This window comes from Cardiobacterium sp. Marseille-Q4385 (assembly GCF_916618745.1).
Classification (GTDB): Bacteria; Pseudomonadota; Gammaproteobacteria; order Cardiobacteriales; family Cardiobacteriaceae; genus Cardiobacterium.
Window position 1 is genome coordinate 2,071,964 of the sequence record NZ_OU745373.1, and the last position, 13,916, is coordinate 2,085,879.

The 13,916-nt window shown below is 62.0% G+C and carries 17 protein-coding genes; 5 read left to right on the forward strand and 12 right to left on the reverse strand.

The genetic code is table 11. The features are described from left to right. Positions 1-75: 75 nt before the first annotated feature. The 5 genes from LG374_RS09885 to LG374_RS09905 all read right to left on the reverse strand — a co-directional run bounded on the left by LG374_RS09885 (position 76) and on the right by LG374_RS09905 (position 4,246). Positions 76-984, reverse strand: a complete 909-nt coding sequence (locus LG374_RS09885; protein ID WP_225757533.1) for a GyrI-like domain-containing protein — start codon at positions 982-984, stop codon at positions 76-78. After that, positions 981-2,216, reverse strand: coding sequence for a DUF819 domain-containing protein (locus LG374_RS09890; protein ID WP_225757534.1), 1,236 nt, complete (start codon positions 2,214-2,216; stop codon positions 981-983). Before LG374_RS09890 ends, LG374_RS09885 begins: the two co-directional genes overlap by 4 nt. A gap of 205 nt (positions 2,217-2,421) precedes the next feature. Next, positions 2,422-3,819, reverse strand: coding sequence for an MFS transporter (locus LG374_RS09895; protein WP_225757535.1), 1,398 nt, complete (start codon positions 3,817-3,819; stop codon positions 2,422-2,424). 2 nt (positions 3,820-3,821) lie between these two features. Next, complete coding sequence (locus tag LG374_RS09900) at positions 3,822-4,022, reverse strand: type II toxin-antitoxin system HicA family toxin (protein ID WP_225757536.1); 201 nt, start codon at positions 4,020-4,022, stop codon at positions 3,822-3,824. Beyond that, a complete protein-coding gene (locus LG374_RS09905; protein WP_225757537.1) occupies positions 4,022-4,246 on the reverse strand; it encodes a DUF1902 domain-containing protein in 225 nt (74 codons plus the stop codon). The genes LG374_RS09900 and LG374_RS09905 overlap by 1 nt, the downstream gene beginning before the upstream one ends. A 164-nt stretch (positions 4,247-4,410) precedes the next feature. Here LG374_RS09905 and LG374_RS09910 point away from each other — a divergent pair, with 164 nt between their 5' ends. The 3 genes from LG374_RS09910 to LG374_RS09920 are packed head-to-tail and all read left to right on the forward strand — an operon-like array spanning position 4,411 to position 6,942. Further along, positions 4,411-5,937, forward strand: coding sequence for an inorganic phosphate transporter (locus LG374_RS09910; protein WP_225757538.1), 1,527 nt, complete (start codon positions 4,411-4,413; stop codon positions 5,935-5,937). A 49-nt stretch (positions 5,938-5,986) separates the two neighbouring features. After that, positions 5,987-6,187, forward strand: a complete 201-nt coding sequence (locus LG374_RS09915) for a hypothetical protein (RefSeq protein WP_115610940.1) — start codon at positions 5,987-5,989, stop codon at positions 6,185-6,187. Positions 6,188-6,189: 2 nt separating this feature from the next. Further along, on the forward strand, positions 6,190-6,942 hold the full coding sequence (locus LG374_RS09920) for a DUF4336 domain-containing protein (protein WP_225757539.1): 753 nt from the start codon (positions 6,190-6,192) through the stop codon (positions 6,940-6,942). Positions 6,943-7,055: 113 nt separating this feature from the next. Here LG374_RS09920 and lnt read toward each other — a convergent pair whose 3' ends face one another. Further along, on the reverse strand, positions 7,056-8,513 hold the full coding sequence (gene lnt / locus LG374_RS09925; RefSeq protein WP_225757540.1) for an apolipoprotein N-acyltransferase: 1,458 nt from the start codon (positions 8,511-8,513) through the stop codon (positions 7,056-7,058). 201 nt (positions 8,514-8,714) lie between these two features. Between lnt and LG374_RS09930 the strand changes: the two genes are divergently transcribed. Both LG374_RS09930 and LG374_RS09935 read left to right on the forward strand, forming a co-directional pair. Continuing rightward, on the forward strand, positions 8,715-9,659 hold the full coding sequence (locus tag LG374_RS09930; RefSeq protein WP_225757541.1) for an AEC family transporter: 945 nt from the start codon (positions 8,715-8,717) through the stop codon (positions 9,657-9,659). An 83-nt stretch (positions 9,660-9,742) separates the two neighbouring features. Beyond that, on the forward strand, positions 9,743-10,162 hold the full coding sequence (locus LG374_RS09935; RefSeq protein ID WP_225757542.1) for a DUF4878 domain-containing protein: 420 nt from the start codon (positions 9,743-9,745) through the stop codon (positions 10,160-10,162). Positions 10,163-10,251: 89 nt separating this feature from the next. On the opposite strand, the gene LG374_RS09940 is transcribed toward LG374_RS09935, so the two are convergent. The 6 genes from LG374_RS09940 to nth all read right to left on the reverse strand — a co-directional run bounded on the left by LG374_RS09940 (position 10,252) and on the right by nth (position 13,907). After that, entirely contained in the window at positions 10,252-10,719 is a 468-nt protein-coding gene (locus LG374_RS09940; RefSeq protein WP_225757543.1) for a cytochrome b, read from the reverse strand. A 144-nt stretch (positions 10,720-10,863) separates the two neighbouring features. Beyond that, on the reverse strand, positions 10,864-11,469 hold the full coding sequence (locus LG374_RS09945) for a sugar O-acetyltransferase (protein WP_370639340.1): 606 nt from the start codon (positions 11,467-11,469) through the stop codon (positions 10,864-10,866). Next, entirely contained in the window at positions 11,466-11,663 is a 198-nt protein-coding gene (locus tag LG374_RS09950; protein ID WP_006985404.1) for a DUF1737 domain-containing protein, read from the reverse strand. The genes LG374_RS09945 and LG374_RS09950 overlap by 4 nt, the downstream gene beginning before the upstream one ends. Before the next feature lie 75 nt (positions 11,664-11,738). Then, positions 11,739-12,917 carry an aminoacetone oxidase family FAD-binding enzyme gene (locus LG374_RS09955; protein WP_225757545.1) on the reverse strand — a complete coding sequence of 393 codons (1,179 nt, stop codon included), beginning with the start codon at positions 12,915-12,917 and terminating at the stop codon, positions 11,739-11,741. A gap of 85 nt (positions 12,918-13,002) precedes the next feature. Beyond that, positions 13,003-13,275, reverse strand: a complete 273-nt coding sequence (locus LG374_RS09960) for a hypothetical protein (RefSeq protein WP_225757546.1) — start codon at positions 13,273-13,275, stop codon at positions 13,003-13,005. Next, positions 13,275-13,907: an endonuclease III gene (gene nth, locus LG374_RS09965; RefSeq protein WP_225757547.1), complete on the reverse strand. Its 633-nt coding sequence runs from the start codon at positions 13,905-13,907 to the stop codon at positions 13,275-13,277. The genes LG374_RS09960 and nth overlap by 1 nt, the downstream gene beginning before the upstream one ends. Positions 13,908-13,916 lie beyond the last annotated feature (9 nt).

Sequence of the window (13,916 nt, forward strand, 5' to 3'; positions counted from 1 at the left end):
GATTTCAATGGGAAGTCGCCTCATGATACGCGCCACCGCAAATAAACGGGGCGGCTCGCACCGCCCCGTACGGGTTTACAGTGTGACTGCTACGTAGAAGCTGACATCAGCCGCATAAGGCTGCGGTTTGAAGCTGTGGTAATACTCGAAGCAGGGGCGGTTATCCACTTCCAGTTTGGCGTCCACGACCGCTGTCATCAGCTCCTGCCAATATTGGGCGTATTGCGCAGGTTCGGTCACGGTGCGGCGGATGAACGCGTAGCTGCCGCCGGACAGGGTTTGTTTTTCGATGCCGCCGCTAACGACGGTATCCGGTGGCACGCTCAGGCAGATGTCGGTGCGGCAGCGTTCGACCGGGGTGACTTCGGGGTGGTCGAGGTAGATGAAGATACATTCGCCGTCCGCCAGACCGTGTGCGCCTGCCCATTGGTAGAGGCGCCCGGTCGCTTCTTCGTAGCCGACGCCGTAGGCACCGGTGACGCGGATGTAAGCCAGGGTGCGCGGGGCGAACTGTTCGGTATGCAAGGTTGTCATGTTGCTCTCCTGTTTGGGTTCGCGCGCAGTGTAAGCGGCGGTACTGGCCGCCGCGTGTCCGTTTTTGCGCAGGCCGTGTCCGATTTTGCTGTTTTGCAGGGCGCGCCGGTAGCTGGCGAAATCCTGGCAGGTGCGGAGTTCGCTGGCGGTGATGCCGAAGTGGGCGCGGAAGGCTTTGGCCAGCGCCTGCGAGCTGGCGTAGCCGTGTTCGAGGGCAAGCGTGGTGATATCGGCCTTGCCGTAGAAGAGCTGGCGGGCGATGTTTTCCAGACGCAGGCGGCGCAGGTAGGCAGCCAGCGTCTCGCCGGTGACGGCGGTGAAGATGCGGTGGAAGTGATACGGCGAGAGGGATGCCAGTGCCGCGATGGCGGTGAGGTCGGGCGGGTCGCGGTAGTGCTGTTCAAGGTAGCGGATGACGGGTTGCAGGCGGCGGTGGTAGTCGGTGCTCATGGGGCGACGATGTGGCGCAGGATTTCTGCGGTGAAGTAGCCGCCGATGGTGCCGAGGGTGTAGCCGAGGATGCCGAGCAGCACGCCGACCGGGGCGAGGGCAGGGTGGAAGGCGGTGGCGACGATGGCAGCCGATGAGGCGCCGCCGGTGTTGGCATTTGAACCGACGCAGAGGAAGAAAAGCGGAGCGCGGATGAGGCGGGCGACGGCGAAGACGATGGCGATGTGCACGGCGAGCCACAACGCGGCGACGAGCAGCAGGCGCCACTGGTCAAAAATGCCGTGCAGCTGGATTTGCATGCCGATGGCGGCGATGAGAATGTAGATGAGCGCCGTACCGAGTTTGGAGGCGCCGGCGTGGTCGAGGTGGCGGGCGCGGGTGAAGGAGAGGCAGAAACCGGCGAGGGTGACACTGATGACTTGCCAGAAGAAGGCGCTGTTCAGGCTGTATTCGACGGCCCGGGGGAATTGCGCGAACCACGCCGCGAGTGCGCCGCCCAGCGGATGGGCGAGGCCGACCACGGCGAAGGTGAGGCCGAGCATTTTCATCAGGTCAGGCAGGGTGGTGATGCGGGCGTGTTCGCGTTCGTAACGCTCAACGGTGTCGATAACGGCGTTGATGCCGCTGGTGTCGGCGCGCAGCCAGCGGTCGATGCGTGCGGCGTGGCGCGCCATGGCGAGGATGGCGAAGAGCCAGACGGAGGCGAGGGTGGCGTCGATCAGCAGCATGGTGCCAAAGAGGGCGTCATCCACCTGATAGAGTTCTTTCATCGCCGCCTGGTTTGCCGCACCGCCGATCCAGCTGCCAGCGAGGGTGGAGAAGCCGCGCCAGATGTGTTCGCCGTCCACCCAGTCCGGGGCGATGAAGTGGAAGACGGTGAAGCTGATGATGCCGCCAAGCATGATGGCGAGCGTCGCCGTGAAAAACATCGCCAGCACTTTCCAGCCGAGGCCGATGAGTTTCGGTACGTCCATGGAAAGCGTCATGAGAAAGAGGCTGGCGGGGAGGAGGTAGGTCGCGGCGAAGCCGTAAATCTGTTTGCCGAGGCCGGGGGCGAAGACGCCGGCGCTGTTGAGGCCTGCCGGGACGAAGCAGCAGAGGATGATGCCGGGGATGATGGCGTAGAAGCGGCGCCAGAAGGGGTGGGCGCTGTCGCCGGTAGCGAAGATGAGGCCGACGACGCCCATGATGAGGCCGAAAGCAGCGGGCAGGGTGGTGATAAGCGGGGTCATGTGTGAGGTTCGGGTTATAGAAATGGGGCGGCTATTGTAAGGCAAAGTCCTGATACCGGCTCCGCCAAGTGGCGTGGTTGCTGGGGATGCGTAGGGTGGGCTTCAGCCCACCGAGCAGGCTGTTGCATTTCTTGACGCTGGACAGAAAGGAATGCCATCAAGCGACGTGGCAGGCAAACCGGCGAGGCGCGTCAATGCCCCCGGTTTATCTTCCGGGATGGCTATTGCCTTCGAGCAGGCGCTCGCCGTCCTGACTGTGCAGACGGGCGAAGACGGCAGAGGAGGTGAAGGTGATGAGGCCGACAGCGGCGAAGGTGTAGCGGAAAGCGATGTACAGATCGCCGTGGCTGACGGTGGGCAGGCTGAGGGTTTTGAGCAGGAGCGCGCCGATGGCGATGCCGAAACCGGTCGCCAGTTGCTGGTTGATGGCGAGCAGGCTGTTGCCGGCGCTGTTTTGGTCGGGGCGCAGGTCGGCGATGGCGAGGGTATTCATCGCGGTGAATTGCAGCGAGTTGCCAAAGCCGGTGATAAAGAGCAGCACGACCCACACCCAGGCCGGGGTGCCGGGCGGGGGCAGGGCAACGGCCATCATCATCAGGCCGAGCAGTTGCGTGTTGGTGATGGTGATGCGCCGGTAGCCGTAGCGGGCGATGACGGCTTTGGTAAAGGGCTTGGCGATGATGGTGCCCACGACGGTTGGCACCATCATCCAGCCCGCGCTGCTGGCGTCGTAACCGAGGGCGAGCTGGTAGAAGAGCGGCAGCAGGAAGGGCATGGCGCCGATGCCGAGGCGGCTGACGAGGTTGCCCGCGAGGCCGATGCGGAAGGTGCGCACCAGGATGAGGCTGATGGGGAAGAGCGGATAATCGCAGCGGCGGGGGTGGCGCAGGTAGGCAATCCCGCCGGCAAGCGCGAGGAGGAAGAGGAGGGCGGCAGCGACCGGTTCGCCGTGTGGCGCGATTTCCAGCGCCAGCGTCAATCCGGTCGCCATGCCGGCGATGAGGAGGAAACCGCCGGTATCGAAGCGGGTAATCTTGCCGTACACATCGGGCATGATGGGGATGGCGAAAAGGATGCCGAGGATGCCGAAGGGGATGTTGATGAGGAAAATCCAGTGCCAGCTCGCGTATTGCACGAGGTAGCCGCCGACGAGCGGGCCGAGGATGGGGCCGATAAGCGCCGGGGTGACGGCGTAGTTGATGGCAGTAATCAGCCGCTCTTTTTCATAGACTTTGAGAATGGCGAGACGCGGCACGGGCATGATGATGGCGCCGCCCATGCCCTGGATGATGCGCGCGCCGACGAGCATTGGCAGGTTGGTGGAGACGGCGCAGAGCAGCGAGCCGAGCATGAAAACAACAAGCGCGATGATGAAGGTCTTTTTTGTGCCGAAGCGGTCGGCGAGGTAGCCGCTCGCCGGAATGAGCAGGGCGACGGTGAGGGCGTAGGAGATGACGGCTGACTGCATGTTGAGCGGCGAGACGCCGAGGTCGGCGGCAATCGTCGGTAGGGCGGTGTTGAGGATGGTGGCATCAAGCATCTGCATGAAGATGGAGATGGCCATCAACAGCGGTAGCCAGCGGGACGGGGTGGGGGTGGTCATGATCAGAGGTTTTTGTGATTAATGCCCGCCTGTTTGAGGATGCCTTTGGCGGTATGGCGTGAATCGACGGTATAGGGCAGAACGAACTGCCGGTTGCTGATGGGGCTTTGCCAGATTTCGTGACTGCCTTTGCCTTGACGCACAAAGGTGCAGCCATGCGCCAGCAGCAGTGGTTTGATGATGTCGTAGTACCCTTTTCCCATCAGGCGACAGCGTGTGCTTCCTGAGTGTGCCGGAAGGCGAGACGGAAATTATCTGTCTGCGCACCGAAGCCGTTGGCGGCATACATTTCCGGTGCAACGGCCCAGACACGGCGGGTCAGTGCCTCGTAATCCGCTGCTTCGGTGGCAATGCCCAAAGCGTCGCACTGTGCGACCCAAACATCTGCTTCCGCATCAAAAAGGACATCAACGGTAAAGTGGTTCATCTCTTGCTCCGACAGCTTCGTTACCCACATTGTAGCAGCCTGGCATGGGCAGGGCGGGCGGCGCATTTTCCTTTTGCCGTCTGGGTAAATGTTCTAAAATTGCGCCCGCTTACGAGGACGTCATCATTGCGTCATGTGGGCTTCCCTCATTTCCGGACTCTTATATGCAAAAACCGACAACCGCCGAGAATCCCGCCAAGCGCGGCAGCTTCGGCCTGAGCCAGTTTTTGGTTGCCGTGACGATCACCACGGTGGCTTACTTCGTCTATTGGGGGCTGGGTTACACCGGCTTCAATCACACCCTCCTCTTCCTGCTGGCCGGCACCTTCGGGCTGTTCATGGCCTTTAACATCGGCGGCAATGACGTCGCCAACTCCTTCGGCACCTCTGTCGGTGCCGGCACACTCTCCATCACCCAGGCACTCATCGTCGCTGCTATCTTTGAAGTCAGCGGTGCGCTCATTGCCGGGCGGGAAGTGACCGATACGATCAGCACCGGCATCGTCGATCTCTCCGTTATCGACATCCAGCCGCTGCAATTCGTTTACATCATGATGAGTGCGCTGATCGCCGCTGCGCTGTGGCTGCTCTTTGCCTCCTACAAGGGCCTGCCCGTCTCCACCACCCACTCCATCATCGGCGGCATCGTCGGTGCCTCCATCGCCCTCGGCCTCACCCTGCACAGCGACCAGACTTTCTCGCTGGTGTACTGGCACAAAATCTGGCACATCGTCGCTTCCTGGGTCATCTCGCCGGTGCTTGGCGGCATCATGTCGTGGCTGGTCTATGGGCAGATCAAAAAGCACGTTCTCATGCACGGTTCGGTGGCGGATCACATCACCTACTCGCGCCGCATGAAAAGCCTGCGCCCGCGTATCCACCGGCACCTGACCTCGCGCCTGACCCAGTTCCAGAGCATGATGATGGTCAATCCCGATGACGGCGCGCACGCCCCCGGCACCGAAGCGGAAAAAGTCCTCGCCCGTCGCGCCCTGCGTCTGTGGATTCCGCTGATTGCCACCTTCGGCGCGCTGATGGTTTCCTCCATGCTGCTCTTCAAGGGCCTGAAAAACCTCAATCTCGGCCTGAGCGACTGGCAATACAGTCTCATCATCGGCGTCCTCTGTGCCGCCGTGTGGTTCACCGTGCGCCGCTACGCACGCGGCTTCCGCAGCAGCGAAGTCAGCCGCGCTACCTACATTCTGTTTAGCTGGATGCAGGTCGTGACCGCCTCCGGCTTCGCCTTTAGCCACGGCTCGAACGACATCGCCAACGCCATTGGCCCCTTCACCGCCATCATCGACGTCCTGAAAAACCAGAGCATCAACGACGGCGCCGCGCCCGTGCCGACCGTTGCCATGATTGCCTTTGGCGTCGCCCTCGTCGCCGGGTTGTGGTTTATCGGCCGCGAAGTCATCGCTACCGTCGGTACCCACCTCGCCGAAATGAGCCCGGCAGCGGGATTCACCGCCGAACTCTCGGCGGCCATGGTCGTCATGCTGGCGTCTTCGCTCGGCCTGCCCGTCTCCAGTACGCATATCCTCGTCGGCGCCATCCTCGGCATCGGTCTCGTTAACAGAAACGCCAACTGGCGCCTGATGAAGCCCATCGCGCTCGCCTGGCTGATTACCGTCCCCGCCGCCGGCATCTGCGCCGCTATCGCCTTCCTCTGCTTCAACAGCTTCTCCTGAACAAAACCCCGCAGCAGCGGGGGTTCTTCATTCCACCCGGCACATCCCCATGCAAGACCAGACCCAAGAAACGCTTCGCACCATCCGCAAACTGAAACACACCGAGAGCGCGCAAGAACGCCTGCAAGGCTGGCGCAGCGTCAGCGCCGCGCGCGGCCTGAGCGGCGAATATGCCCTCGCTGCGCGCCTGAACGGCAAAGCCTACACCGAAGAAGAAGCCGACATGGTCGCGGCATTATTTGGGCGCTGAACATGGCTACACCGCTTTACCTCTATCAGCCGCTCAACACCCTGAAGCCCTGGGGCGACAACATCTGGATCGCCGATGGCGGCATCATCCGCATGAAATTCCCGCTGGGCCTCACCATTCCGTTCAGTACGCGCATGACCGTAGTGCGCCTGGCTGACGGCGGCCTGTGGTGCCATTCGCCTATCGCTCCCGATCCGGCACTGCTCGCCGCGATTGACGCACTCGGGCCGGTGCGCCACCTCGTCTCGCCCAACCGTATCCATTACGCCCATATCCCCGCCTGGCAGCGCCACTATCCGCAGGCGAAAGCCTGGGCCAGCGCCGGCGTACGCGAGCGGGCGGCGTCGCAGCGTATCAGCATTAGTTTTGCTGCCGACCTCGGCGTAGAAGCACCGCCGGACTGGGCGGAGGACATCGCGCAACTGCCTTTTCGCGGCAGTCGCGTGATGACCGAAACCGTCTTCTACCACCGCGCAAGCCGCACCCTCATCCTCACCGACCTCATCGAAAACTTCGAGACCGCAAAATTCCCCAGCCGTTTCTGGGCGGGCGTGATGAAACTCAGCGGCATCGCCGATCCGGACGGCAAAACCCCGCCCGACTGGCGCGCCACCTTCAAAGATAAAACCGCCGCCCGTGCCGCGCTGGCGCATATCCTCGCCTGGCAACCGGAACGCATCATCCTCGCGCATGGCCGCTGTTACGACAAAGACGGCGTTGCCGAACTGCGCCGCGCCTTCCGCTGGCTGGATTGATGGCAGCGCGGGAAACGTAGAGACATTGCCTGCAACGTCTCCGCAAAAACACCAGCAACTACGCCGCTTGGCGGTCATGAAAGAAAAACCCCGCTGGTGCGGGGTTTCTTCTTTTAGCGCCAGCGGCGCCGTCCCAGTAATAACGCCACGGCGTATAGCGCGAGCAGGGAGAAAACAATCGCATTGCCAAAGCGTGCATAAGGCGTCAGCCCCGCATACGGCTGCACCTCGCCACTGAGCACGCCGCGCTCGAAACGTGGCAGACGCGCCTTCACCCGCCCCGTCGCATCCAGCAGCACCGTGTAGCCGTCGTTCGTTGCCCGTGCCATCTCGCGTCCCATCTCGCGGCAGCGCATCTGGTTCATCTGCAAATGCTGGTCGGCGGCGATAGAATCCTTGAACCACGCATCGTTACTGACGTTAATCAAATAATCCGCCGTCGGCAGGGCATGGCGCACATCACGGCCAAACGCCGCCTCGAAGCAAATTGACACCCCGGCGCGATGCTTGCCGGTGAAAAGCGGCGTCTGCACCGCATCGCCGCGCGAAAAATTGCTGTACGGGATGTCCACATACTTTTCGAAGATGCTTAACCAGTCGCGCAGCGGGATATATTCGCCAAACGGCAGCAGATGGTGCTTGTAGTAATGCCCCTGCCCGTCGCCGAGCGCCACGACCGCGTTGAAAAAAATATCGTTCGCCAAATCGCCCGCCGGAATGCCGGTGACCAGCGTTTGCCCGCGCGCCTTGAAATAGCGGTCAAGCTGGTCCAAATCCGTGCGAAGCTGCTCCTCCATGAAAGTAAAAGCCGTCTCCGGCAACACCACCACACTCTCCTCGTGGTCAATGGCGGTGGCGATATAGTCCTGCAAATGCCGCTCCATCATCCCTGGGGCGAACTTGGTGGATTGCTCGACATTACCCTGTACCAGGGCGACAGAAAACGCAGACCCCGCCGGCGCGACAAAAGAAAAAAGACTGGTCGAGCTTGCCGCTGCATAGAGCGCAACTGCGGCCGCTGCCACCCGCCACGAACGCGTGAGCCAGGCGCGGGCGAGCAGCGAAGCAATAAACATCAACAGCAGCGACAGCACGAACACACCACCAAGCGGCGCAATACCGTCCAGCGGCGTATGCAGCGCGGAATAACCCACCGCGAGCCACGGAAAACCGGTCAACACATAAGCGCGCAACAATTCCGCCGCGACCCAGACAGGCGGAATCAGCAACACCCGCCGCCAGCCGTCCGGCGCACTGCAACGCCGCAGCAGCCAGCCGACCGCGAGACCGTAGAGCGACATAAACAGCACCAGCAGCACATTGGCGAGAATGGCAAACGGCAACGGCGCATTGCCGTAGTAATAAAGACTGATATAGACCCAATACAGACCGCTGGCGAAGAAGCCGAGGGCGAACAGCCAGCCATAAAGCAGCGGACGCTGCCGCGCCGGCTGCTGCCACAGCCAGCAGAGCACGGTGAGCGGCAGGAGTGCCGCCCAGCCAAGCGGAAACGGCGCGAAAGAAAAAGTGAGAAGCAGGCCGGCTAGCGGCGCAAGCAGCAGATACCACATAGGGAAGTCCCGAAGAAGAAAGGCGCGCATTATAGAGGGCTTTGCGCGGGCGACAGCGGGCTCCGCCAAGCGGCATGGTTACTGGGTTCGCCAAGCGGCGTAACTACGGCCCCGCCCGCTGGTTGCCCTTGCCCACGATATACAAGGCAGAGGCGTCCCTGCGCCTTAAAATAGAGTCACATCCATCACCGGAGGCCCGACATGAACCCGCAATTCTGGCACGGCATCGCTTTTTCCGCCGACACCATCATCCCTATCCTCGCCATCATCGTCATGGGCTGGGTGATGAAGCGGCGCGGCGAGTTGAGCACGGAACTCATCGCCGGCATGAACCACATCGTCTATCGCTACGCCCTGCCGATGCTGCTGTTTGTCAGCGTCGTCAACAGCGACACTTCACCGCTTGCCGCCTGGCGGCTCATCGGCGCGGGCTGGCTCGCCATTTTTGCCCTCTACGTCATCGGTGCCCGCCTGGGGCGGCATCTGCCTGCCGCCGATCGCGGCGTTTTCATCCAGGGCGTTTTTCGCGGCAATATCGGCATCATCGGCCTCTCGCTTACCGCCGGCGTGTACGGCAGCAGCGATACGTTTGCCGCTTCCGCCGTCCTCGTCGGCGCGCTTGCCCTGCAAATGAATATCCTCGCCGTCATCTGCCTGACGCAAGACGAAAATCCCTCGCCGTGGCCGCTGGTGAAAAAAGTGCTGCACAACCCGCTGATCATCGCGCTGCTTCTTGCCATTCTGGTGAAGGCGCTGCACATTCCTGTGCCGAAAATCATCACCAACTTCGCCGGTTACTACAAAAACCTCACCCTGCCGCTGGCCCTGCTCGCCACCGGTGCCAGCTTCGACCTGCGCGGCATTTTCGGCGCAGGGCAAATGGCGCTCTGGGCCAGTGCAGGTCGCTTGCTGCTCTCGCCGCTGGTGTTTCTTGCCTTCGGCCTCGTGTTTGGCCTGCGCGGCGAAGCCCTCGGCATTCTCTATCTCATCGGCGCCACGCCGGCAGCTTCCGCCAGTTACATCATGGCGAAAGCGATGGGCGGCAACGCCACCGCTGCCGCCAATATCATCGCCATCACCACCGCGCTCTCGCTTATTCTGATCGCCCCGATCATCGCGCTGTTTCCGCTGCTCGGCTGGGCGTGATGAAGCATTGGCGAGATGCAGGGAACCTCGTAAACTGCACACGCCTTTCACGGCATTCCTCAATAAATCCACAGGATAACCCCATGAAAACACTGTTCCGTTCCTTGCTCATCACCCTCGCTGCTACCGCCATTGGCATTGCCTATGCGTCCGATGATCCGAAAGATACCGCCCAAACCTTTTTCACCGAGTTATTCAACGGTGATGTCAATAAAGCCATCCCCCTCATGCATGTCCCGCCGGAAACCCTGAAAGATACCGGGGTGGATGAAGCGGTCTTCAAAGGCAAAATCAGCACGGTGGCGACGATGATGCGCGAAGAGGCGAAAAAAGCAGGCAGTGAAATCAGCGTTGATGTCGGCGATGTGACCTACACCAATGACGACAAAACCCAAGCCAAGGTTCACGTCACCATCAAAGGGAAGGAAGGCAAAGACAGCGAAGAAAGCGACGATATTCCGCTTATCAAGACGGAGGATGGTTGGAAAGTCGTGTTTGATTAATGGCACCACCTTACCCGTCGCCGGGCAGAAAACTGCGGGAGGCAAACCCCGCGATTACCCACAAAAAAGCAGCCTTGCGGCTGCTTTTTTCATTCGTGCTTGCCCCAGATGCGCGGCAGCAGGTTGTCGCCTTTTAAGCGGTGAACGACCGCCATGCCGATGTGCCCAATGATGAGGACGAGGAAGACCCAACCCAGCTCGCCATGCCAGTTGTTGCCGAGGTCAATCAGTGTCTGGTTTTGCTGCCCGCGTCCGATTTGCCGCGCAATCGCCAGCGCCGGCACGATAAGCATCAGCGCATAGAGCGCCAAATGCCCCGCTTTGGCGATCCACGCATTGGCGGGGCGTTCTTTTTGCCGCAGCATCCAGATGAAGCGCAGCACGGCCAGCGCCATCAGCACAAAGCCGACCGCCTTATGCGGGCCGATGAGGAATTTCAGTTCGCCGTTCAGGTTCCAGACGATGGCGGTGGCGAACATAAAGAAGAAACAGGCGGCCATAAGCCAGTGCAGCAGACGGGTCACGCTGCCGTAGTATTGGGAATTGTCGGTTTTCATAATGTGTCCTTGATGCCGGATGATGATGGGAATAAAGCGGGGGCGGGTAAAGAACCTGCCCCCGCGCGGGATTGTAGTATTGCCGTTGGCCGCGCCAAGCGGCGGCGGAGGCGCCAATATGTCCGGATGATTTTCCGGGAGGGGTCAATCGGCGCGGATGCCCCAGGCGGCGTACTGCTCACGGTCGGCGTCGCTGATAGCGCGCAGGACGCGGCAGGGGTTGCCGACAGCGATGACGCCGGCGGGGATGTCTTTGGCGACAACGCTGCCCGCACCAATCACACTGCCCGCACCGATAGTCACCCCGGGCAGGACGATAACGCCGCTGCACAACCAGACATCGTCGCCGATGGTGATGGGCAGCGCCTGCTCCCAGGCGGCGCGGCGCAGGTCGGGATGCAGCGGGTGGTTGACCGTGTAGAGACCGACATGCGGGGCAAAGAGGACGTTGTCGCCGATGTGCACCGGGGCGCAGTCGAGGATGGTGCAGCCGACGTTGCTGTAGAAGTGTTTGCCGATGTGGATGTGCCGCCCGTAATCGCAGTAAAACGGCGCGCTGATGTGGATGCCTTCCGGCAGTTCGCCGAGCAGTTCAGTGAGCAGCGCCGCGCGTGCCATCGTGTCATGCGGCGGGGTTTGCGTGTTGTAACGCCAGAGGAGGTCGCGGCAGCGCTGACGCATGGCGGCAAGCGCCGTGTCGTAAGGCTGGTGCGGCGCGCCGGCGAGCATCTTTTCGTGTTCGCTCATCAGTATTCGCCAAGCGGTTTGGCGGGGTCATATTCGCCTTCGACTTCTTTGACGACGGCCTGGCCGCAGAAGCGGCCATGGGCGTCGCCGGTCAGTTGCGGGTTGCCGTAGAGTTCCCAGCCGTTTTGCAGGGCTTCGGTAACGCGGCGGCAGAAGGCGGCGTCATCAGCGCCGGTGAGGAAGCGGTAGATTTTCATGGATGTCTCCTTTGTGGATAGGGAAGCGGATGATGCCGCGTTGGCGGCGGCGGTGCAACGGGCAGGGCAGGGCACTTATGCGGCGTCGCCGAGATGCTGCGCGCAGCACCAGGCGGACGACCACGCCCATTGCAGGTTGTAGCCGCCGAGCCAGCCGGTCACGTCCAGCGCTTCGCCGATGATGAAGAGGCCCGGCTGTTTTTTCACGGCAAAGGTTTTCGGGTCGAGCTCGCGCGTATCCACACCGCCGCTGCTCACTTCCGCCTTGTTCATGCCTTCGCTGCCGCTGATGGCAACGGCCTGATGTTGCAGGGCGTGCATGATGTCGCGCAGGGCGGCATCGCTGTAAGCATGCAGATCGCGGTTGCCGTGCGCGTCTGCGAGGTGGTCGGCGACAGCTTTCGGCAGGTGCGGGCGCAGGGCGTGCGCGAGGTTGTGCTGCGGATGGGCGCGTTTGCGGGTAAGCAGGTAGTCGGCGGGCAGGTCGGGCAGGTGGTTGATGAGGATGGGCGCGTCTTTTTGCCGGTAGCTGGAGATTTGCAGCACGGCGGGGCCGCTGATGCCGCGATGGGTGTAGAGCAGGTCGTCACGGAAGCTGGGCGCGCCGGCGGTCGTGATGCTGACTTCGTGGCTGATGCCGACGAGGCCGGCGGGCGGGGTCGCGAGCGCGAGCGGCACTAGGGCGGGACGGAAGGGGTAGTTGCGGATGCCGTATTGTTTGGCGATGCGCAGGGCGTAGTCGCTGGCGCCCAGTTTGGGATAGCTTGGCCCGCCGCAGGCGATGACGAGTTGCGGTGCGCGGAAATCGCCGTGGCTGGTTTCGACGCAGTAGCGGTCACCGTCGTAGTGTTGGCTGTGGATGGCGATGTGATGGTGTGGGTGAACACCGCTGGCGGTGAGGCCGTCATGCAGGGAAGTGAGGATGCCGCGCGCGCGTTCGGCGGCGAATATTTGCCCCTGGTGTTTTTCTTCGGCGGTGATGCCGCGTGCGGCAAACCAGTCCAGCACCTGCCACTGGTTGTGGCGGGCAAGCGCGGAGCGGACAAAGGCAGGGTTGTGGCCGTGGTAGGCCTCGGCGCTGAGGTGCAGGTTGGTGTAGTTGCATCGGCCACCGCCGGAGACGCGGATTTTCGCGCCGATGTCGCGGTTGTGTTCGAGGAGGCAGACGCGCAGGCCGCGTGCGGCGGCGTGGATGGCGCAGTAGCTGCCGGAAGCGCCGCCGCCGATGATGATGGCGTCGAAGGTGTGGGTCATGAGCGGGTGTGCGGGTAGCGGGAGGGGCGGCAATGATAGCGGAAGCCGCCATACGGGTAGACCGAATCTGCCCATCATCCGGTTGTTATATGCTGCTGTCGTCCGTTTGCATGTGTTGGTGGTAGTAGTCCCGACCCTGGGCGGTGAGGCGTACGGCGTCGCCCCGGATGTGCTCGCGCCGGATGAAGGCCAGCAGACGGTAGCGCAATGGCGGGCGGTTAACCATGACGACTTCCAGCCATCCGTTATTGATCGCTTGCAGGATGTCTTCCAGCTTGACGGATGGCGGCACTTCCACAGCGGGGCGGTTGTTGGTCAGGATAAACTGGTCAAAGAGCGGTTTGAGGGTGGTTTGCATCAGTCGTCCAGCTGCGGGTTGTCGCAGAGGTCGGAAATCAGGCAGGCGGTGCAGCGCGGTTTGCGTGCCACGCAGATGTAGCGTCCGTGCAGGATGAGCCAGTGGTGCGCGTCCAGCAGGTATTCGGGCGGAACGCGCTGCATCAGGCTGTCTTCGACGGCGCGCACGTTTTTGCCCGGCGCGATGCCGGTGCGGTTGGCGACGCGGAAGATGTGGGTATCCACCGCCATCACGGGTTGGCGGTAGGCGGTATTGAGGATGACGTTGGCGGTTTTGCGTCCGACGCCGGGCAGTTTTTCCAGTGCGGCGCGGTCGGCAGGGACTTCACCGTGGTAGTCGTCGATAAGGATTTGGCAGGTTTTGAGGATGTTCGCCGCTTTGCTGTTGTAGAGGCCAATGGTTTTGATGTATTCCTTCAGGCCGTCTTCGCCGAGGGCAAGGATGGCAGCGGGGGTGTTGGCAGCAGGAAAGAGGCGGCGCGTGGCTTTGTTCACGCCTTTGTCGGTCGCCTGTGCCGAGAGGATGACGGCGATGAGCAGTTCGAAGGTGCTGTTGTATTCGAGTTCGGTGGTCGGCTGCGGGTTTTCTGCTTTGAAGCGGCGGAAGCATTCGGCGATAGCGGCGGGGGTCATGGTGTGGTC

What these genes read in the sequence shown, in the direction of transcription:
- LG374_RS09895 (WP_225757535.1), bottom strand. Translation starts at nt 3,819, where the DNA reads ATGACCACCCCCACCCCGTCCCGCTGGCTACCGCTGTTGATGGCCATC.
- LG374_RS09955 (WP_225757545.1), bottom strand. Translation starts at nt 12,917, where the DNA reads ATGACCCACACCTTCGACGCCATCATCATCGGCGGCGGCGCTTCCGGC.
- LG374_RS09885 (WP_225757533.1), bottom strand. Translation starts at nt 984, where the DNA reads ATGAGCACCGACTACCACCGCCGCCTGCAACCCGTCATCCGCTACCTT.
- lnt (WP_225757540.1), bottom strand. Translation starts at nt 8,513, where the DNA reads ATGTGGTATCTGCTGCTTGCGCCGCTAGCCGGCCTGCTTCTCACTTTT.
- LG374_RS09930 (WP_225757541.1), top strand. Translation starts at nt 8,715, where the DNA reads ATGAACCCGCAATTCTGGCACGGCATCGCTTTTTCCGCCGACACCATC.
- LG374_RS09920 (WP_225757539.1), top strand. Translation starts at nt 6,190, where the DNA reads ATGGCTACACCGCTTTACCTCTATCAGCCGCTCAACACCCTGAAGCCC.
- LG374_RS09940 (WP_225757543.1), bottom strand. Translation starts at nt 10,719, where the DNA reads ATGAAAACCGACAATTCCCAATACTACGGCAGCGTGACCCGTCTGCTG.
- LG374_RS09915 (WP_115610940.1), top strand. Translation starts at nt 5,987, where the DNA reads ATGCAAGACCAGACCCAAGAAACGCTTCGCACCATCCGCAAACTGAAA.
- LG374_RS09910 (WP_225757538.1), top strand. Translation starts at nt 4,411, where the DNA reads ATGCAAAAACCGACAACCGCCGAGAATCCCGCCAAGCGCGGCAGCTTC.
- LG374_RS09935 (WP_225757542.1), top strand. Translation starts at nt 9,743, where the DNA reads ATGAAAACACTGTTCCGTTCCTTGCTCATCACCCTCGCTGCTACCGCC.
- LG374_RS09890 (WP_225757534.1), bottom strand. Translation starts at nt 2,216, where the DNA reads ATGACCCCGCTTATCACCACCCTGCCCGCTGCTTTCGGCCTCATCATG.
- LG374_RS09950 (WP_006985404.1), bottom strand. Translation starts at nt 11,663, where the DNA reads ATGAAAATCTACCGCTTCCTCACCGGCGCTGATGACGCCGCCTTCTGC.
- nth (WP_225757547.1), bottom strand. Translation starts at nt 13,907, where the DNA reads ATGACCCCCGCCGCTATCGCCGAATGCTTCCGCCGCTTCAAAGCAGAA.
- LG374_RS09960 (WP_225757546.1), bottom strand. Translation starts at nt 13,275, where the DNA reads ATGCAAACCACCCTCAAACCGCTCTTTGACCAGTTTATCCTGACCAAC.
- LG374_RS09900 (WP_225757536.1), bottom strand. Translation starts at nt 4,022, where the DNA reads ATGGGAAAAGGGTACTACGACATCATCAAACCACTGCTGCTGGCGCAT.
- LG374_RS09905 (WP_225757537.1), bottom strand. Translation starts at nt 4,246, where the DNA reads ATGAACCACTTTACCGTTGATGTCCTTTTTGATGCGGAAGCAGATGTT.